At 71.3% G+C, this 18,641-nt stretch carries 16 protein-coding genes and 2 pseudogenes; 10 read left to right on the plus strand and 8 right to left on the minus strand.

The features are described from left to right. The first annotated feature begins 81 nt into the window (after window positions 1-81). A complete protein-coding gene (locus QSK32_RS09255) occupies window positions 82-363 on the plus strand; it encodes a GlsB/YeaQ/YmgE family stress response membrane protein (RefSeq protein WP_045743394.1) in 282 nt (93 codons plus the stop codon). Window positions 364-467: 104 nt separating this feature from the next. Here the strand turns inward: QSK32_RS09255 and QSK32_RS09260 are convergent, their stop codons facing one another. The 3 genes from QSK32_RS09260 to QSK32_RS09270 all read right to left on the minus strand — a co-directional run bounded on the left by QSK32_RS09260 (window position 468) and on the right by QSK32_RS09270 (window position 3,909). Then, window positions 468-2,111 carry a PAS domain S-box protein gene (locus QSK32_RS09260; protein ID WP_285471665.1) on the minus strand — a complete coding sequence of 548 codons (1,644 nt, stop codon included), beginning with the start codon at window positions 2,109-2,111 and terminating at the stop codon, window positions 468-470. A 72-nt stretch (window positions 2,112-2,183) separates the two neighbouring features. After that, the gene (locus QSK32_RS09265; protein WP_045743392.1) at window positions 2,184-3,053 is read right to left on the minus strand and encodes a hypothetical protein; all 870 of its coding nucleotides are present in this window, start codon (window positions 3,051-3,053) and stop codon (window positions 2,184-2,186) included. Window positions 3,054-3,144: 91 nt separating this feature from the next. Next, complete coding sequence (locus QSK32_RS09270) at window positions 3,145-3,909, minus strand: enoyl-CoA hydratase-related protein (RefSeq protein ID WP_045743391.1); 765 nt, start codon at window positions 3,907-3,909, stop codon at window positions 3,145-3,147. A 27-nt stretch (window positions 3,910-3,936) separates the two neighbouring features. On the opposite strand from QSK32_RS09270, the gene hemW reads away from it, so the two are divergent. From hemW to dnaJ, 3 genes are all read left to right on the plus strand, one after another. Further along, complete coding sequence (gene hemW, locus QSK32_RS09275) at window positions 3,937-5,136, plus strand: radical SAM family heme chaperone HemW (RefSeq protein WP_285471666.1); 1,200 nt, start codon at window positions 3,937-3,939, stop codon at window positions 5,134-5,136. A 97-nt stretch (window positions 5,137-5,233) separates the two neighbouring features. Further along, the gene (gene hrcA, locus QSK32_RS09280) at window positions 5,234-6,256 is read left to right on the plus strand and encodes a heat-inducible transcriptional repressor HrcA (protein ID WP_045743389.1); all 1,023 of its coding nucleotides are present in this window, start codon (window positions 5,234-5,236) and stop codon (window positions 6,254-6,256) included. Between the two features lie 34 nt (window positions 6,257-6,290). Then, window positions 6,291-7,424, plus strand: a complete 1,134-nt coding sequence (dnaJ, locus tag QSK32_RS09285; protein ID WP_045743388.1) for a molecular chaperone DnaJ — start codon at window positions 6,291-6,293, stop codon at window positions 7,422-7,424. A gap of 224 nt (window positions 7,425-7,648) precedes the next feature. Here dnaJ and QSK32_RS09290 read toward each other — a convergent pair whose 3' ends face one another. After that, window positions 7,649-8,476, minus strand: coding sequence for an SDR family NAD(P)-dependent oxidoreductase (locus QSK32_RS09290; protein ID WP_285471667.1), 828 nt, complete (start codon window positions 8,474-8,476; stop codon window positions 7,649-7,651). Window positions 8,477-8,520: 44 nt separating this feature from the next. Continuing rightward, the gene (locus tag QSK32_RS09295; RefSeq protein WP_285471902.1) at window positions 8,521-9,390 is read right to left on the minus strand and encodes a TIGR03620 family F420-dependent LLM class oxidoreductase; all 870 of its coding nucleotides are present in this window, start codon (window positions 9,388-9,390) and stop codon (window positions 8,521-8,523) included. Window positions 9,391-9,508: 118 nt separating this feature from the next. On the opposite strand from QSK32_RS09295, the gene QSK32_RS09300 reads away from it, so the two are divergent. Then, a complete protein-coding gene (locus tag QSK32_RS09300) occupies window positions 9,509-10,111 on the plus strand; it encodes a TetR/AcrR family transcriptional regulator (protein WP_045743385.1) in 603 nt (200 codons plus the stop codon). A 17-nt stretch (window positions 10,112-10,128) separates the two neighbouring features. Then, window positions 10,129-10,863: a 16S rRNA (uracil(1498)-N(3))-methyltransferase gene (locus tag QSK32_RS09305; RefSeq protein ID WP_045743384.1), complete on the plus strand. Its 735-nt coding sequence runs from the start codon at window positions 10,129-10,131 to the stop codon at window positions 10,861-10,863. Window positions 10,864-10,909: 46 nt separating this feature from the next. On the opposite strand, the pseudogene QSK32_RS45450 reads toward QSK32_RS09305, so the two are convergent. Beyond that, a pseudogene (locus tag QSK32_RS45450) lies at window positions 10,910-11,185 on the minus strand (hypothetical protein); the annotation flags it as partial. A gap of 65 nt (window positions 11,186-11,250) precedes the next feature. Next, a pseudogene (locus tag QSK32_RS45455) lies at window positions 11,251-11,472 on the minus strand (PadR family transcriptional regulator); the annotation flags it as partial. Between the two features lie 87 nt (window positions 11,473-11,559). Here QSK32_RS45455 and QSK32_RS09315 point away from each other — a divergent pair. Then, entirely contained in the window at window positions 11,560-13,116 is a 1,557-nt protein-coding gene (locus tag QSK32_RS09315; protein WP_285471668.1) for an MATE family efflux transporter, read from the plus strand. On the opposite strand, the gene QSK32_RS09320 is transcribed toward QSK32_RS09315, so the two are convergent. Next, window positions 13,106-15,478: a beta-glucosidase family protein gene (locus tag QSK32_RS09320; protein ID WP_285471669.1), complete on the minus strand. Its 2,373-nt coding sequence runs from the start codon at window positions 15,476-15,478 to the stop codon at window positions 13,106-13,108. The two genes, QSK32_RS09315 and QSK32_RS09320, sit on opposite strands and share 11 nt — an antisense overlap. A gap of 69 nt (window positions 15,479-15,547) precedes the next feature. On the opposite strand from QSK32_RS09320, the gene QSK32_RS09325 reads away from it, so the two are divergent. The 3 genes from QSK32_RS09325 (at window position 15,548) to QSK32_RS09335 (ending at window position 18,629) form a co-directional block, all read left to right on the plus strand. Continuing rightward, window positions 15,548-15,895: an HIT domain-containing protein gene (locus QSK32_RS09325; RefSeq protein ID WP_045743382.1), complete on the plus strand. Its 348-nt coding sequence runs from the start codon at window positions 15,548-15,550 to the stop codon at window positions 15,893-15,895. Further along, window positions 15,892-17,280, plus strand: coding sequence for a serine hydrolase domain-containing protein (locus QSK32_RS09330; RefSeq protein WP_045743381.1), 1,389 nt, complete (start codon window positions 15,892-15,894; stop codon window positions 17,278-17,280). The genes QSK32_RS09325 and QSK32_RS09330 overlap by 4 nt, the downstream gene beginning before the upstream one ends. 272 nt (window positions 17,281-17,552) lie before the next feature. Continuing rightward, window positions 17,553-18,629 (plus strand): PhoH family protein, encoded by a 1,077-nt coding sequence (locus QSK32_RS09335; RefSeq protein WP_045743380.1) that lies wholly within the window; start codon window positions 17,553-17,555, stop codon window positions 18,627-18,629. Window positions 18,630-18,641 lie beyond the last annotated feature (12 nt).

Here is an 18,641-nt window from a genome sequence, read left to right on the forward strand (position 1 = left end):
GCGGTTTGAGTTCTGGGAGGGTCGGGAACTCAGGGGGCCGACGGACGCAACAACATGCTCCACCCCCCGAGGAGGAACCTCATGGAATTCACTCTCACCGGCATCATCGTGGCCCTCATCGTCGGCCTGATCATCGGTGCGCTCGGCCGGCTCGTGGTGCCCGGCCGACAGAACATCCCGATCTGGCTGACCATGGTGGTCGGTGTGGTTGCCGCGCTGCTGGGCACCGTGCTCGCCCGGGCCTTCGGTGTCGCTGACACCGCCGGCTTCGACTGGATCGAGTTCTTCTTCCAGGTCGTGTTCGCCGCGATCGGTGTCGCTCTGGTCGCCGGTGTCGGCAGCCGTCGGCACCTGACCCGCTGAGGCGGGGTGCCGCAGTAACAACTGAAACCTGAGAAACGCCGGTCCTTCGGGGCCGGCGTTTTTCAGTGTTCCGGTCGATAAGAGATCGTTTATAGAAGATCAGATCAATAGCGGAACTTGTGCTGGGCACTCCGCCTGTTCACCCGTCCGGGCATGTCGTCGTGCTGTTCCGGATGGGGGAGGCGTTCCACCGGATCGTGGCGGTCGGTGATGTCCTTCAGGGTGACCACCAGTCCCTGGACGAGGCGGTCCTCCCGCAGATCCCGATAGGTGATCTCGATCAGTGCCTGGGTCTGGTCCACCCGTTGCAGCGCACAGTGGATGGTGCCGTCGCCGGTGGCGCGCATCTCCCGCTGGACCCGCCGGCGGTCGTCCGGGTGGATCAGGTCGTCCAGCGCGGTCAGCGGCGGCAGTTCGTCGAGGCCGATCAGCTGTCGCAGGGCCGGGCTGGCGTACCGGATGCGGCGGTCCGAGTCGACGACCGCCATGATCTCGGCGGTGTTGCGGATCACGGCGCGCAGGTAGAGGTCGCTGTCGCGGCGGCCGACCGCCTCGACCAGGGTGATCCGGTCCAGGGCGAGGGCGGCCTGACCGGCCAGCACCTCCAGCGCGTCGCGTCCGGCGGTCAGGGCGTCCCGGCTGCCGGTGATCACCAGGGCGCCGCCGCTGGGCCGGGCCACGGCGAGGGGCTCGAGGCGCAGTGGACAGATCAGGGTCCGCTCGTCCGGGTCGGCGGTGGTGGCCAGCCAGCTGCGGGAGTCGGCTCCCGCCGGGGCGGGCGGCAGGTTCTCCCCGGCCAGCCGGCCGTCGTCGGTGGCGAGCACCACACGGCGTACCGCGTGCGGCGGCAGCAGGCGGGTCACGGCCGCGCGGACCGCGGCGTCCACGGCGGGCAGGTCGGCCGCGGCGACCAGGTCGGTGGTGGCCGTCCGCAGACCGCGTTCGCGGCTGAGGGCCTGGCTGTGCTGGTGCACCGCGTCGGCCAGCCGGGTGACGGTGAGCAGCAGGGTGATCGCTCCGGAGACGGCGAGGACCAGCCCGTTCTCCACCGAGACCGTGCCGGTGAGCGCCTCGGCGAGCAGCACCGCCGGCGGCGTCGCGACCGACAGCGCGAGCAGGGCGATGTGACGCAGACGCCACGGGCCGGGTTCGGGCGATCGGGGCTCGGTGAGCCGGGTCATCGACGGGTGCAGGCCGGCCGCTCCCCACGCGAGGTAGAACAGGACGTATCCGGCCTCGGCGGGGCGGTCCGGCCACAGCGGATAGGTGATGTCCGCGGCGAGCAGGCCGAAACCGCCGGTGAGCAGCAGGTAGGCCGCGGCGTTGCGCCGGTCCTCGGCGACGAGACGGCCGATGACGCCGATGAGCAGCAGGTCACCGATCACGTCGTAGGAGGACACCGCGCCGAACTCGTCGGCCGCACTGATCCCGTAGACCCAGACGACCAGCAGGGTCGCGCAGGAGAAGGCGAGCAGGTCGATCAGCCGGGACCGGTCGGCGAGCATCGTGCCGACCCGGGTGAACTGCAGCAGACTGATCGTGATCAGGGCGTAGTTCAGCAGGTATCCGACGTCGGCGAGCCCGGTCAGATGCAGGTCGTAGGCCACGTCGCCGACGGCGAGCGCGACCAGCGACGCGGCCACCAGCAGCCAGGGTGTGGGCCGGACCGGCCGGTGCCACCGGATGCCCGCCAGGACGGCGATCGCGCTGCCCACACCCAGCAGGATCCACTCGACGGCCCTCAACACGTCCTACTTAGTACCAGGATGGTTGCGCACTGTCCATGTGGATGTATACGCAGCGCAATCACCATCCTCGGGTCAGTTGTAGACCTCGGCCACCACCTGTGCGGCGTCGGCACTGCTGCCGTCGGTCAGCGGCTGCCACTTGCCCTCCGGGGCGTGCCACTGCAAGTTGCCGAAACGTACCCGTTCGAGTCCGGTCGCCGAGGCGTGCGAGACCAGCCAGTGCGCGTACCGCCAGCCGATGCTCTCGTCGGCGACGGCCACGGTCAACCCCGCGGAGCCGGTCGCTTCTTCAGCTTTGCCGGCCAGCTTCTTGCCCCAGTCCAGTTTGAGGGTCTCCAACAGGTTGGTGGCCGCCGCGGCGCCGCGCAGCACGGGCGTCCCGGTGAAACGGCACTCCACCGCCTGGGTGGCCCGGCCGGTCAGCGCGGCGGCGAGCACCCGGGACTTGTCGGCCCACTTCTCGTAGGCCTCCGGGTAGGCGGACCGCTGCACCGTCTGCGCGGCGTCGGTGATCCGCATCTCCTCCCAGCCCTCGACCTTCTTGAGCGCCGTGTAGAACCTGCCCGCCGAGTACCGCGGGTCGGAGATCTCCTCCACGGTGCCCCAGCCCTGGCTGGGACGCTGCTGGAACAGGCCGACCGAGTCCCGGTCGCCGTCCTCCAGGTTCTCCAGCTTGGATTCCTGGAACGCGGTGGCCAGGGCGATCACGATGGCCTGCTCGGGCATGTTGCGGCGCACCCCGACCGCGGCGATCGTCGCGGCGTTGGCCATCTGCACCGCGTCGAGGGCCACCTCGCCGTCGGCGCGGACCGTGCACGCGGGGCCTATCTGCGGCAGTTTGAGGTTGCTCGCCATGGTGTTCACCAGCACGACGACACCGAGGACACCGGCGAGGGCGACCACGGCGAGGACGCCCACCAACGGTTTCGTGCGCACCCTCACCTCCTGAGTTCCTGAACTTTCGGACCGCCAAGCCTAGACAACGAGCGCTCGGCGCCCGGCGTGACTGGAGCGGCAGCACCCGCTCCAGTGATCACGGTATCCAGTCCGGATCGCGTTTCTGGCGGGCGGCGGCGACGCCCTCCCGGCCCTCGGCGGACTGGAAGTATCCGGCCGAGCGGTGCGCGAGATCGGCCAGTTCGGCGCGGATGCCGTCGTTACGCGTACGCCGCAGCAGTTGTTTGGTGCCGGCGAGCGCGAGCGGACCGCCCCGGATGAGCGACGCGCAGAAGCCCGCCACGGTCGTGTCCAGTTCCTGCGCCTCGACGGCGGTGGTGACCAGCCCGATCTCGGCGGCCCGTGTCCCGTCGAAGACGTCGCCGGTCAGGTAGAGCTCGGCGGCGGCCCGGGGCGCGAGCCGCGGCAGGACCGTCGCGCTGATCACCGCGGGGATCACCCCGAGTCGCACCTCGGTGAAGGCGAAGGTGGCGGCCCGGTCGCAGACCGCGATGTCGGCCGCCCCGATCAGCCCGAGCGCGCCGGCACGGGCCGGGCCGGCGATCCGGGCGACGACCGGTTTGGGGTACTCCCAGAGCACGGCCAGGACGTCGGCGAGTATCTCGGCGGGGAGCCGGTCGCCGGGTCGCGCCGCGGCGGTCTCCTTGAGGTCGACGCCGGAGCTGAACACCGGGCCGGTGTGCGAGAGGACGACGACCCGGGCGGACTGGTCGCCGACCGTCCGGCCCAGGGTGTCGAGGAGTTGCTTGAGCAGGGTGGTGGACAGGGCGTTGCGGTTGGCCGGGCTGTCCAGGGTCAGAGTGGTCACTCCGGCGGCGGTGGCGGTACGGACCAGATCCATGCCGGGAACCTTAACTACGCTTGACCGATGGCCGGCGCACTCCCTGACGGCGAACCCGTCCCCACTGACGGTTCGCTCCCCGACGAAGCAACCCAGCACGTGGGCAAGAACGGCTTCGCCGTGTATGTCCATGTCCCGTTCTGCGCCAGCCGGTGCGGTTACTGCGACTTCAACACCTACACGGCGAGTGAGCTGGGCGGAGGGGCGAGTCGCGACGAGTACGCGGACACCGTCCTCCGCGAGTTGTCCCTGGCGTCCCGGGTGATCGCACCCGGCCGGGTGGACACGGTCTTCGTCGGTGGCGGCACCCCGACGCTGCTCAGCGCGAGTGATCTCGGCCGGATCCTGGAGGGCATCGACCGGACGTGGGGCCTGGCGCCGGACGCCGAGGTGACCACCGAGGCGAATCCGGAATCCGTCGATCTGAAGTATTTGTCGGAACTTCGGAAAAGTGGCTTCACCCGGATCTCCCTCGGCATGCAGTCCTCCGCCGAGAACGTGCTCCGCCTCCTCGACCGCCGGCACACCGCCGGGCGCGCCCCGCAGGCCGCCCTGGAGGCGCGCGAGGCCGGGTTCGAGCACGTCAACCTGGATCTGATCTACGGAACCCCGGGCGAGACCGCCGCCGACTTCGACCGCTCGCTGCAGACCGTGATCGATGCCGGGGTGGACCATGTGTCCGCCTATGCCCTGATCGTCGAGGACGGCACCCGGATGGCGGCCCGGATGCGCCGCGGTGAGATGCCCTATCCCTCGGACGATGTCGCCGCCGACCGCTACCTGGCCGCTGACGAGGCACTGACCGCGGCCGGTTTCGACTGGTACGAGGTCTCCAATTGGGCGAAAAAAGACGGTAACTGTCGTCATAACGAGCTTTACTGGACGAACGCCGACTGGTGGGGGTTGGGTCCCGGCGCGCACAGCCATGTCGGCGGCGTCCGCTGGTGGAACGTCAAGCATCCGACGGCGTACGCGCAGCGCCTTCACCGGAACGAGACCCCGGCGCAGGCGCGGGAACTGCTCACCGACGATGACCGCCATATGGAGGACGTGATGCTGCGGGTCCGCCTCCGCGAGGGCATCGAGCTGAGCCGGGTGGACCGGGACGCCGCCGCGAAAGCGCTGGCCGACGGCCTTCTGGACCCCGGTGCCTACGCCGCCGGGCGACTCGTCCTGACTCTCCGCGGACGGCTGCTGGCCGATGCGGTGATCCGTGACGTCCTGTGATCGGTGGAGGATCCGTACTTTCGATCATCGCGCCGACGCCCGCCGGGACGTAGACTGGCACTCTGTCCACTGGAGTGCTAGCAAGGGGAGGAGCCGGATGAGTCTGGATGACCGCAAGCTCGCCGTGCTCCGGGCGATCGTCCAGGACTACGTCGAGACCCGGGAGCCGGTCGGCAGCAAAGCCCTCGTCGAGCGCCACCAGCTGGGCGTCTCCCCGGCCACCGTGCGCAACGACATGGCCGCGCTGGAGGAGGAGGGCTATCTCCGCCAGCCGCACACCAGCGCCGGCCGGGTGCCCACCGACGCCGGTTACCGGCTCTTCGTGGACCGGTTGACCAGGATAAAGCCGCTCAGTCCGGCCGAGCGCCGGGCGATCGAGCGCTTCATGGTCGGCGTCGTGGACCTCGACGATGTGGTGCATCGCACGGTCCGGCTGCTGGCCCAGCTCACCCGCCAGGTCGCCGTCGTGCAATATCCCAGCCTCTCCCGCTCCGCCGTCCGCCACCTCGAGCTGGTGCCGATCTCCACGACCCGGCTCATGCTGGTCATGATCACCGACACCGGCCGGGTGGAGCAGCGACTGGTGGAGATGCCCGGCCCGGTTCCGGAGACCGACGTGTGGGAGCTGCGCCGCCGGGTCAACGAGAAACTCGCCGGTCAGCGGCTCGCCGACACACCACCGTTGGTGCAGACCCTGGTGGACGAGTGTGACACCGAGCGGCGTGCGACGATGGCCTGTCTGGCTTCGGTGCTGCTCGAGACGCTCGTCGAGCGCAGTGAGGAGCGCCTCGCCCTCGCGGGTACGGCAAACTTGACACGCGGGGGTGTGCTGGACTTCCAGGGCACGTTGCGCCCCGTCCTCGAGGCTCTCGAGGAGGAGGTCATCCTGCTCAAGCTGATCGGCGACCTGGAGCCCAGCACCACCCGGGTCCGGATCGGCGACGAGAACGAGATCGACAACCTGCGGTCCGCCTCGGTGGTCAGCAGCGGTTACGGACCGGGTGCGACGATCGTTGGGGGGCTCGGAGTGCTGGGCCCCACTCGCATGGACTATCCCGGGACCATCGCTACTGTTCGAGCCGTGGCACGGTACGTTGGCGACCTGTTGGCACAGAATTGACGGATTCGCGCAGACATTGAGGACTCCAAACCCCGTGGCCAAGGACTACTACGGAATTCTCGGCGTCAGCCGGGAAGCCACCGACGACGAGATCAAGCGCGCCTACCGCAAACTGGCTCGGCAGTACCACCCCGACGTCAACCCCGACCCCGAGGCTGCCGAGAAGTTCAAGGACATCAACGCCGCCTACGAGGTCCTCTCCGACGACCAGAAGCGGCAGATCGTCGACCTGGGTGGTGACCCGCTCGCGCCCGGCGGCGGCGCGCCCGGCCCCGGGGGCGCCGGACCGTTCGTCGGTTTCCAGGACATCATGGACGCGTTCTTCGGCACCGCCGCCGGTGGTGGCTCCCGGGGACCGCGCCCCCGCACCCGGCCCGGCGCCGACGCGATCCTGCGTCTCGAGCTCGACCTGGTCGAGACCGCCTTCGGCGTCGAGGCGCCGATCACCGTCGACACCGCGGTGCTCTGCACCCAGTGTTCCGGCGCCGGCACCGCCCCCGGCACGCACCTCGCCACCTGTGAGGTCTGCGCCGGCCGTGGCGAGGTCCAGTCGGTGCAGCGCACCTTCCTCGGACAGGTGGTGTCGTCGCGCCCCTGCCAGAACTGCCAGGGTCACGGCACCACGATCCCCAACCCGTGCCCGACGTGCGCCGGTGACGGCCGGATAAGGACACGCCGCTCGCTCACCGTCAAGATCCCGGCGGGTGTCGAGGACGGCATGCGGATCCGCCTGGCCCAGCAGGGCGAGGTCGGCCCCGGCGGTGGCACCGCCGGCGACCTCTACGTCGAGATCCACGAGCGCCCGCACGACGTCTACTCCCGCAAGGGCGATGATCTCCACTGCCGGGTGACGCTGCCGATGACGGCCGCCGCCCTCGGCACCCGGATGACCATCAAGACCCTCGACGGCGAGGAGAACATCGAGGTCAAACCGGGCACGCAGCCCGGCAGCACCCTGCGCATCCGCGGCAAGGGCGTCCCGCACCTGCGCGGTCAGGGCCGCGGTGAGCTCTACGTGCACCTCGACGTCAAGACGCCGACCAAGCTCACCGCCGATCAGGAACGCATGCTGCGGGACTTCGCCAAGACCCGCGGCGAGGACATCGCCGAGCTGAGCAAGCAGGGCGGATTCTTCAGCCGGATGCGCGACGCCTTCAACGGGCACTGATCAAAATCGTAAGACCGATGTCGTAGCGGGGTGGTGGGTGCCGACCGTCGCTCCCGCCGAGGGCCTCGGAGAGCTTCACTGGCCGCTGGCGCGTCCAGAGCGTGAAGCCCTCCGAGGCGACCTGCGTGAGTGGTTGCGCCCCTCTGGTACGCCTGAACTCCCCGCGGCCGCCGCCGATGTGGGAGTTCAGGCGTTCTGTGGCCGGTATGACAGCCTCGGGTGGGTCAGATCTGGCTGGCGCCGCCGTCGACGTACAACTCGGCGCCGGTCATGAAGCTGCTCCGGTCGGAGGCGAGGAAGACCACCGCGTCGGCGATCTCCTCCGGGCGGCCGAGGCGGTTCATCGGGACACCGGCGGCCAACTGCTTGAGCAGCTGCTCGGCGGCGGCCGGGTCGGGGGCCAGGCCGCTGAGCCCGGGCGTCTCGATCGGGCCGGGGGCGATGCTGTTGACGCGTACCCGGCGGCCGGCCAGTTCGGCGGCCCAGCTGCGGGTGAAGGAGCGCAGAGCCGCCTTGCTCGCGGCGTAGACGCTGAACGCCGCAGCACCCTTCACGTCGATGTTGGAGCTGGTGACGATCACCGAGGCGCCCGGGTTGAGCAGGGGAAGCGCCTTCTGAACGGTGAAGAGCGTCCCGCCCACGTTCGTGTGGAACGTGTCGGCGAAATGCTCCCAGGTGATGTCCTCGAGGGCGGCGAACCCGCCCCCGCCGGCGTTGGCGAACATGATGTCGAGTCCGGTCCCGCGGTCGCGGACGGCGTCCATCACCCGGTCGAGATCGCCGTGGTCGGCGACGTCCGCCCGGATGCCGGTGACGTGCCCTCCGGCAGCGACGGCGGTCGAGGCCCGCCCGGCCGGTGCGAGTGCCGGGTCCCGAGCGACCAGGGCCGCCGTCTCCTGCTCGATCGCGGCGACCGCGGCATCGAGCGCGTCCTGACGCCGGCCGGTGACGAATACGTGGGCACCCTCCGCGGCGAGTGCCCGGGCCGCGGCGAGTCCGATGCCCGAGGTGCCGCCGGTGACGAGCGCGGTCCGGTTGTCGAGTCGTCCCATGATGTCTCTCCTTGATGAACAGGTCGGGCGAAGTGGCGAACAGGTCAGGCGAAGTGGCGGTTGAGGAAGGCCAGCTCGCGCCAGGCGGCGAGGGGCAGGCCCGGAGTGGCCGGATCGGTGAGGACGTGCACGGCCACGTGGTCGGCGCCCGCGTCCCGGTGTTCCTGGACGCGCCGGGTCAGGTCCTCGGCGGTGCCGTGGGCGACCAGCGCGTCGATCAGGCGGTCGCTGCCGCCGGGGACGAGGTCGTCGTCGCCGAATCCGAGGCGCCGCAGGTTGGCGCGGTAGGTCGGGAATCCGAGGAACATCCCGATGCCGGCGCGGGCCGTCGCGCGCGCCCGCCGCGGGTCGGTGTCCAGCACCACGGCCTGGTGCGGGGCGAGGAACGGCGCGCTGCCGACCCGGTCCCGTGCGGCGGCGATGTAGTCCGGCGTGACCAGGAACGGGTGCCATCCCGCGGTCCGCGCCACCGCCAGGTCGACCATCTTCGGCCCCAGCGCGCCGAGGAGCCGCCGGTTCTCCGGGACTGCCAGGTCGTCGAGGTAGTGCCGCATCGACGTGACCGGGTCGCCGTACGGCCGGCCGTGCGCGGCGGCGCCGGCCGGGCTGCCGATGCCGAGGCCGGTGACGGTCCGCGGCCCGTGTTCGGCGTCCAGGGCGGTGACGCGCCGGGCGAGGTCGGTGGGGGACTGCCCCCAGATGTTCAGGACGCCGGTCACCACCCGGCTGTGCGGGGCGGCGCCGAGTAGCCGGTCGACGTCGTCGAGCACCCCGGATCCGTCCAGTCCGGGGAGCCAGATCGTGTGCCAGCCGAGGTCGTCCAGTTCGGCGGCGGCGTCGCGTACCCCGGGCTGTCCGGCGTTGCGCAGTTCCATGCTCCAGACGCCGACCCGGCCGAGGTTCTCCAGTCCCATGACGATCACTCCCAAATTCTTTACTGCTCGGTATGCAATTCGGAACGCTAGCACGCTCGGTCCTATTTCTGTACCGGCCGGTTAGAATGAGGTGCGTCACGAGAGAGAGGCGGAACCGATGGCAGAGTCGACGCGCAAGCGCGGCCGTCCCCGTGCCTTCGACACCGACGTCGCCCTGGACCGGGCGGTCGAGGTGTTCTGGCGGCGGGGATACGAGGGCGCCTCGCTGAGCGAGCTCACCGCCGCGATGGGCATCGAGCGCCCGAGCATGTACGCGGCCTTCGGCAACAAGGAGGACCTGTTCCGTCTCGCCGTCGCCCGCTACGCCGAGGTCGACATGGCGTACGTCCGGGTGGCGCTGGCGCAGCCGACGGCGTACCAGGTGATCGAGACCTTCCTGCGCACCAACGCCGACGCCCTCACCCGCAGCGACCGCCCCGCCGGATGTCTCTCGATCCAGGGCGGGCTGGCCTGCGGCACGGACGACGGGCGGGTGGCGACGTTCCTGGCGGAGAGCCGGCTCACCGGCGAGCGGGCGCTCGCCGAGCGGCTGTCCCGGGCCGTCGCCGAGGGGGATCTGCCGGAGGGCACCGATCCGGACCGGCTGGCCCGGTACGTGATGGTGGTCAGCGAGGGCAACGCCGTGCACGCGGCGGCCGGTGTCGGCAGGGAGAGCCTGTACGCCACGATCGACCTGGCTCTGCGGGCCGTCCCGCGGTGATTCGGTAGCGTGCGGGGGTGTCTGCGCCGCTGTTCCTCGTCGAGAGTCTGCCCGGTGGTTCGTCGTTCACGCTCGACGGCCCGGAGGGGCATCACGCCGCCACCGTCCAGCGTCTGCGCGTGGGTGAGGCGCTGATCCTCGCCGACGGCCGGGGCGGAACCGCGTCCGCCGAGGTCACCGCGGTCGGCAAGGGCAGCGTCGACGTGGTCGTCGGCGAGCGCTGTCACGAGCCGGCGGCCGACCCGCGCCTGGTGGTGGTGCAGGGCATCGCCAAGGGCGACCGGGGTGAGCTGGCCGTGCAGGCGATGACCGAGACCGGCGTGGACGAGATCGTCCCGTGGGCGGCGTCGCGGTCGGTGGCCCAGTGGCGTGGTGACCGGGGCGTCAAGGCCCGCGACAAGTGGTCGTCCACCGCCCGGGAGGCGGCCAAGCAGGCCCGTCGTTCCTGGCTGCCGGTGGTGACCGGCGATCCGGACTGTTCGACGAAGCAGGTGGCGGCCCGTCTCGCCGGGGCGGCCGCCGCGTTCGTGCTGCACGAGGAGGCGGACGACCCGCTGACCGGCGTGGCCCTCCCGCCGGCCGGGGAGATCGTGCTGGTCATCGGCCCGGAGGGTGGCATCAGCGACCCGGAGGTCGCCACGTTCCGGGAGGCCGGCGCGACCGCGGTGCGCCTGGGTTCGTCGGTTCTGCGGACCTCGACCGCCGGGGTGGCCGCCCTGTCAGTGCTCTCCGCGCGTCTCGGCCGCTGGTGAGGTGAGCGCGCCCGAGGCGAGCCTGCCCTGGGCGGGCCCGTCTGAAGTGTGCCCGTCTGAAGTGTGCTCGTCTGAGGTGAGCTCGTCGGAGGCGAGCTCGTCGATGGCCCGGGTCAGCCAGGCGACCTCGGCCTGACGGGTGGCCCGGGCGACCTCGAACATCCCGCTGCGGAACGGGTCGTCCATGTCCTTCTGGCGGAGTTGCCTGCCGTCCCGGGAGAAGAACGTCACCGGGCCCTCCAGGAAGGCGAGCCGCCGCCGCAGCACGTCGATCTGCTTCTCCCGATCCGGCAGATGGCGCAGAAACGCCAGGACCGTCCAGTACCGGTTCCGGTCGGTGATCTCGGTCGGTACCGGGTTGCCGAGGCGTTCCAGCAGGCGGGTGCGGCCGGCGTCGGTGAGGAAGAGCATCTGCCGGGGCGCCGCCGAAGTGCCCGGTTCGATGCGGCGTTCCAGCAGGCCGGCCGCCTGCAACCGGTTGATCGCCGGGTAGAGCGCGCCGTCGCTGACCCGCTTGACGTGCCCGGTCAACTCCATGATCCGTTCCTTGAGTTCGTAGCCGTGCAACGGCTCGTCGTAGAGGAACCCGAGGATCGACAGCTCCAGCATCGCGCCCTTCCCTGTTTGTGCCGTCCCAGGGTAGACCTATATCGTTCCGAGGTACCTCGATTAGAGGTAGAGCGAAACGAGGTAGTGATGAATCACCGGTCGCGGTTGTTGCGGCTCGCGTTCCCCAGCTATGTGGCCCTGCTCTCCGGCGTGCTCACCGGGATCATCGACGTGGCCTGGGTGGCGCGGCTGGGCTCGTCCGCGGCGGCCGCCGTCGCCGTCGCCACCACGGTCGAGAACGTGCTGCACAGCGCCATCCTGCTGGTCAACGGCGGGATGCTGGTGCTGATCTCGGCACGGCTCGGCGCCGGGAACACCGGCGCGGTGCGGATCATCGCGCGGGCCGGCTGGCGGATCTACGCGGTGATCACCCCGGTCGTCGTGATCACCGGGTGGGTGCTGCGCGAGCCGATCGCCCGGCTGTTCCTGGACGATCCGGTCGCTGTCGCGGCGGCGGCGTCGTTCTTCGCGGTGCTCTTCCCGGCGCTGGCCATCTTCTACGCCGAGCAGGTGGTCGACGGGATCTTCGCGGGCCACGGCGACACGCGTACCCCGATGCGCCTGGCCCTGATCGCCAACGGGATCCTGCTGGTCCTCGACCCGCTGCTGATCTACGGCCCGGGCCCGTTCCCGGCACTCGGAGTGACGGGCGCGGCCGTCGCCACCGCCATCGGCCGCGGCATCGCCCTGTGTCTCGGTCTGCTCCTGCTGCACCGGCTCCTCACCCGCGGCCCGGCGCGGGCGGCGACCGTGGACCCGGCGGGAGGGGCGCGTGCGGCGGCCGTGGGCCCGGCGGGAGGGGCGCGGGCGACGACCACGGATCCGGCGGGACGGACGTGGGCGGAGAGCGCGGACGCGGCGGGGGAGATGCGCGCGGCGGTCCGATCAGTTGCGGTCACCGGGGCGCCGATCGCGGGAGACTTCCTGGTCCGGATGCTCGGCGCGCTCGCTATCGTCGCCGTCGTCGGGCGCTCCGGGGTCGCGGCGGTGGCCGCGTACGGGATCGGGATGAAGATCCTCTATCTGGCCACGATGGGGTTCTACGCGTTGCGCAACGCCGCGACGGTGCACACCCCGCACACGCTCGCCGCCCTCACACCGCAGGCCGCGGCCGTGCAGCGCCGCGTCGTCGGCCGGCACGTGCTGGTCCTGGCCGCGACCGCCGGGATCGTCGCCGTCACGGTCTTCGCGGCCGCCGCGCCCGTGCTGATGCGGATGTTCACCAGCGACCCGGAGGTGATCCGGGTCGGGGTGTCCATGCTGCGCGGCATCGGCGGCTACCTGGCCCCGCTCGCGGTGGTGGTCGCGCTCGCCGGTTTCCTGATGGGCGCCGGTCAGGGGCCGCGCCTGTTCGCGATCACCGTGACCGGCACCGTCACCCAGACGGTGCTGGCCTGGTGGGCCTCCGGCGAGTGGGGCCTGTCCGGTGTCTGGGCGGCGATGGCGGCGGGTTCCGTGTTGCAGTGCGTCCTGGTGCTGCGCCTGACCTTCCACACCGATCGCCGAAGCAGCCGTGAGGACGAGCATCGTGGGGGCGGCAGCCGCGAGGACGGGCACCGTGAGGACGAGCATCGTCAGGACGGCGATCGCGAGGACGACCGCCGTCAGGACGGCCGCCCTGCTGGGCGACGACTTACCGTGTGACGCTCGCGGTGAGACGGGGATCGTCGAGGGCATGAGCGGCGATCACGCTGTAGACGCCGGGCACCGTACGCCATCCGCCGTCCCACACCTGGAAGGCGCGTTCCGGCAGCGGGATCCGGACCGTGACGGTCTCGCCCGGTGCGGCCTCCGCGATCGCGAACCCGGCCAGCCAGCGTTCCGGCCGTGCGAGGGCGCTCGGTGCGGCTTCCGCGGACAGGTAGACCTGCACCACCTCCCGGCCGGTGCGGTCTCCCGTGTTGGTCAGCGTCACCCGCGCCTCGGCCCCGGTGACCGTGATGTCGGCGTACGCCCAGGTGGTGTAGCCCTGACCGTGACCGAACGCGTAGAGCGGGCGGGCCGCCGACCGCAACCATCCGCGGTATCCGACGAAAATGTCCTCGTCGTAACCGAGCGTGCCGTCCGCGGGGCGCACCTCGAGCACCGGGCAGTCCTGCTCGCGACGTGGCCAGGTGGTGGGCAGGCGGCCGCCCGGCTCGGCGACGCCGAGGAGCACGTCCGCGAGGGCGGCGCCGGCCTCCTGTCCGGGGAACCACGTGAGCAGCACCGCGGCCGCCTCCTCCGACCAGGGCAGCAGCACCGGTGAGCCGGCGTTGACCACCACCACGGTCCGCGGGTTCGCCGCCGCCACCCGGCTGACCAGTTCGTCCTGGCGTCCGGGCAGGGCGAGGGAGGTCCGGTCGAAGCCTTCGGACTCGACCTGCTCGGTGGTGCCGACGACGATCACCGCGACGTCGGAGTGGGCGGCCAGGGCGACCGCCTCGGCGATCAGGCCCTCCTCGTCCGGGCCGGGTCCGCGGTGACCGAGGGTGGTCGCCACCGAGTGGGCCGCGCCCGGTTCGAAGGTCTGCCGCAGCACCACCGGGGTCGGCGTGCCGGCCGCCAGTGACACGGTGAAGAGTTGCTCGCGCGGGTTGAGCAGCAGGTCCGCGCGGCCGGTGCCGGGCGGGTGCAGCGATCCCTGATAGAGCTTCTCGTCGCCGACGGTGAGTTCGAACGCGCCGAAGCCGGACACCGCGATCCGGTGCTCGCCGGTGACCGTGGGGGTGAGGACGGTACGCAGTTCGAGTTCGGTGATCGTGCCGACGTCCTGTCCGCCGGGCGGGTCGCCGATCCAGCGGACCGCACCGGTCTCCGCGGTGAACCGGTGCCCGCCGGTGGTGAAGACGAACGCGGACCATTCCGGTCCCTGGGCCGGTGGCAGGAACGGTCGCGGGTCGGCGCCGATCGCGTGCACCACCTCGGTGTCCGGAAGGGCGGCGCGCAGGCCGTCCAGCGGGGAGATCACGTGGGCCGGGGTGAGCTGGGCGCTGCCGCCGCCGAGGACCCGGGCGTCGGTGGCCAGGGCGCCGATCACCGCGACCCGGCGCAGGTCCGGGCCGGTGAACGGGAGCAGGCCCTCGTTGCGGACCAGCACGAACGATCGGACGGCTACCTCGCGGGCCACCGCGTCGCCGTCGACAGAGATAGGCGAAATATCGGAGAAGTCGCTGGAGAGCGCGCCGACCCGAGAGGCCAACAGCAATACCCGCCGCACCTTGTCGTCGATCACCTCAAGCGGCACCCGGCCCTGTCGAACCGCTTCGACGAGCGCCGGACCCCACGGGTTGTCCATCGCCGGCATGGCCACGTCCAGGCCGCCCAGCGCGGTGTCCACGGTCGACCGCGCGGCCCGCCAGTCGGAGACCACGAACCCGTCGAAGCCCCACTCCCGCTTGAGAATCTCCTCCTGAATCGTCGCGTTCGCCGCCATCGACGCCCCGTTGACCCCGTTGTACGCGCTCATCACGCCCCACCCGCCGGCCCGGACCACCCGTTCGAACGGCGCGAGGTAGATCTCCCGCAGCGCCCGCTCCGGGATCCGCACGTCCACGGTCATCCGCTCGGTCTCGAAGTCGTTGCCGACCAGGTGCTTGGTGGTGGTGGCCACGCCCTGGGACTGCACCCCGGCCACGAACCCGGCCGCGATCTCGCCGGTGAGCAGCGGGTCCTCCGAGTAGCACTCGAAGTGCCGGCCGCCCAGCGGGGTGCGGTGCAGGTTGACGGTCGGGCCGAGCAGCACGTGCACGCCCTTGCGCCGGGATTCGGCGCCGAGCATCCGGCCCGCCCGTTCGGCCAGGGCGGGGTCCCAGGCGGCGGCCAGCGCGGTGGGGCTGGGCAGGGCGGTCGACGGGTCGTCCGGCGTGTATCCGGTGCCTCGGACGCCGACCGGGCCGTCCGACATGACCAGGGACCGCAGTCCGATCCGGGGGATCGCCGGCAGTGACCAGAAGTCCTGTCCGGTCAGCAGGGATACCTTCTCGTCCAGGGTCAGAACCCCGACGAGATGATCAATGTCAGTCATGCGTGCGCTCCCGTGATCGGGTGTGAGGATCCGCCGACCATTCAATCCGTACGACATAAGATCCGACAGGTGGAAAACTCCTGCCTCTTCTGTCGCATCGTGGCCGGTGAGATACCGGCGACCGTCGTACACCGCACCGAGACCACCCTCGCCTTCCGGGACATCGACCCGAAGGCGCCGACCCACGTGCTGGTGATCCCGGTCGCCCATCACGCCGACGTGACCGCACTCGCCGCCGACCCGGCCGCCGCCGCGGACGTGCTGGCCACCGCCGCCGCGGTCGCCGAGAGCGAGGGCCTCACCGAGGGCTTCCGGGTGATCTTCAACACCGGTGGTCACGGCGGCCAGGAGGTCTTCCACGTCCACGCGCACGTCGTCGGTGGCGCCCCGCTGGGCCCGATGCTGGCCGCCAGGTGAGCACGCCCACCGGACGCTACGAACGCGCCGCACGCCGGGCCCAGGCCGAGGGGCGCATCCCGGCACTCTCCGTGGCCCTGCACCGCCCCGACCGGGAACCGTGGGTGTTCACCGTCGGTGACTCCGGCAACCCGGACCACCCGCTCGGTGCCGACAGCCGGTTCCGGATCGGATCGGTCACCAAGACCCTCACCGCGGTGCTCGTCATGCAGGCCCGCGACGAGGGGCTGCTCGACCTGGACCAGCCGGTCTCGGCCTACCTCGACGTGCCCGCGCACGGTGACGCCACCCTGCGCCGGCTGCTGTCGCACACCTCCGGGTTCCAGCGGGAGCCGCACGGCGACGTCTGGGACACCCTGATCACCCCGGACGCGACGCGGCTGATCGCCGAACTGGACCGGGCCGAGCGGGTGCTGCCCAACGCGCGCCGCTTCCACTACTCCAACCTGGGACTCGCCGTGCTCGGGCGGATCGTGGCCGAGGTGCGTGGCGGCACCTGGGCGGAGATCCTCGCCGAGCGCATCCTCGCCCCGCTCGGGCTGCTCTCCACCACGGTCGAGCGGCCGGCCGAGGCGGTCACCGGGTACCTGGTCGACGCCTACTCCGACGCCGCCCGGCCGGAACCTCCGGTCGACCTCGGCGGTGTCGGACCGGCCGCGCAGGTGTGGAGCACCGCCGGCGACATGGCCCGCTGGTCGGCGTTCCTGGCCACTCCGGAGTCGAGCGACCCGGACGGCCGGGTGCTCGCCGCCGCCAGCCTCGACGAGATGCGCTGGCCGCTGACCACCACCGACGAGACCCTGTGGGGTGCCGGGTTCGGTCTCGGCCTGATCCTGGTCCCGGACGGCAAGCGCGTGGTGCACGTCGGCCACGACGGGGCGATGCCCGGATTCCTGGCCGGCGTCTACGGCCGGCGTGGCGGGGAGGGCAACCCGGGGGCGCTGGGCTGTGCCGTCCTCGGGTCCTCCGGCACCGCGGGGCAGACCAACGAGCTGGTCCACGAGCTGCTGCGGCTGGCCGTCGAGGCCGATCCCGCGGACATCCACCCGTGGCGTCCGGCGCCGCCCGCGCCGAAGTCCTACCGTTCGGTGCTGGGCCGCTGGTGGAGCGAGGGCAGCGAGTTCGTCTTCGCCTGGCACGACGGCGCGCTGCAGGCCCGTGCGGCGGAGGCGCCCGCGGACCGGCCGCCGGCGGTGTTCCGGCCCACCCCGGAGCGGGCCGACGTGCTGCGTACGGTCTCCGGACGGGAGGCGGGCGAGCTGCTGCGGCTGACCCGTGACGAGTCCGGGGCGGTGGTCCGGATGCACTGGGCGACGTACCGGTTCACCCGTCTGCAGGAGGGCTTCGACGGCGGTCCGGCGTCGTCCGGCCCCGAGCCCGCCTGACGGCGTCCTTTCCCGGGTACGCGCAGAGCCCCGTCCCGTTCGGCGCGGACGGGACGCCGAGCGCGCCCGGGGAGGGCCACGGTGGTGTGGGGTTGCGGCGAAGCGGGCGGGTGATCTCCCCCGGGCGGCCGATAATGGCATCGGCGAGCGGACGGGGGAGCGGATAGGATGGCACGATCCTTGAGCACGCCGCCCCGCCTGAGCCACAGGACCCAGCCCCCGGGACGACGCAGAGAACGAGAGCAGGTGGCGGAGGCCCGCTGGGCCGCCCTATGACCGGTACGCCGAATTCTTCCAGCACGGGCTCGTCCGGCCCGGTGCGGGCGCAGACCAAGATCTCGGTGAGCGACCCGAAGATCATGGTGAACCTGCTCGGCGCCAAGGACGAGATCCTCCGCCTCGTCGAGCGCAGTCTCGACAGCGACGTGCACGTCCGTGGCAACGAGATCACCATCACCGGGGAACCGGCCGACAACGCCATCGCCGAACGCCTCTTCGCCGAGCTGATCGAGCTCATCGAGAAGGGCGAGACGCTCACCGTCGACGCCGTCCGCCGGACCCTGGCGATGCTCGAGGCCAACACCTCCGAGCGTCCCGCCGAGGTGCTCACCCTCAACATCCTGTCCCGGCGCGGGCGCACCATCCGGCCCAAGACGCTGGGCCAGAAGCGTTACGTCGACGCCATCGACGCCAACACCATCGTCTTCGGCATCGGCCCGGCGGGTACCGGTAAGACGTACCTCGCCATGGCCAAGGCCGTGCAGGCGCTGCAGGCCAAGCAGATCAGCCGGATCATCCTGACCCGGCCGGCGGTCGAGGCGGGCGAGCGTCTGGGCTTCCTGCCCGGCACGCTCACCGAGAAGATCGACCCCTATCTGCGGCCGCTCTACGACGCCCTGCACGACATGCTCGACCCGGAGAGCATCCCGCGCCTGATGGCGGCCGGCACGATCGAGGTCGCGCCGCTCGCCTACATGCGCGGGCGCACGCTCAACGACGCGTTCATCATTCTCGACGAGGCGCAGAACACCACGCCCGAGCAGATGAAGATGTTCCTGACCCGTCTCGGCTTCAACTCGAGCATCGTGGTCACCGGCGACGTCACCCAGGTCGACCTGCCCGGCGGCACCACCAGCGGCCTCAAGGTCGTGCGGGAGATCCTGCGCGACGTGGAGGACGTGCACTTCGCGGAGCTGTCCAGCTCCGACGTGGTGCGGCACCGCCTGGTCGCCGAGATCGTCGACGCCTACGCGCGGTTCGACGCCGAGCAGGAACAACAGGCAGCACAATCCGTCCACGCCGTGCCGGGCCGGGCCGCCAGTGGTGGCCGGCCGGGTCGACGGCGCTAGTACAAGGGGTAA

This window comes from Actinoplanes sp. NBRC 101535, from assembly GCF_030269225.1.
Lineage (GTDB): Bacteria > Actinomycetota > Actinomycetes > Mycobacteriales > Micromonosporaceae > Actinoplanes > Actinoplanes rectilineatus.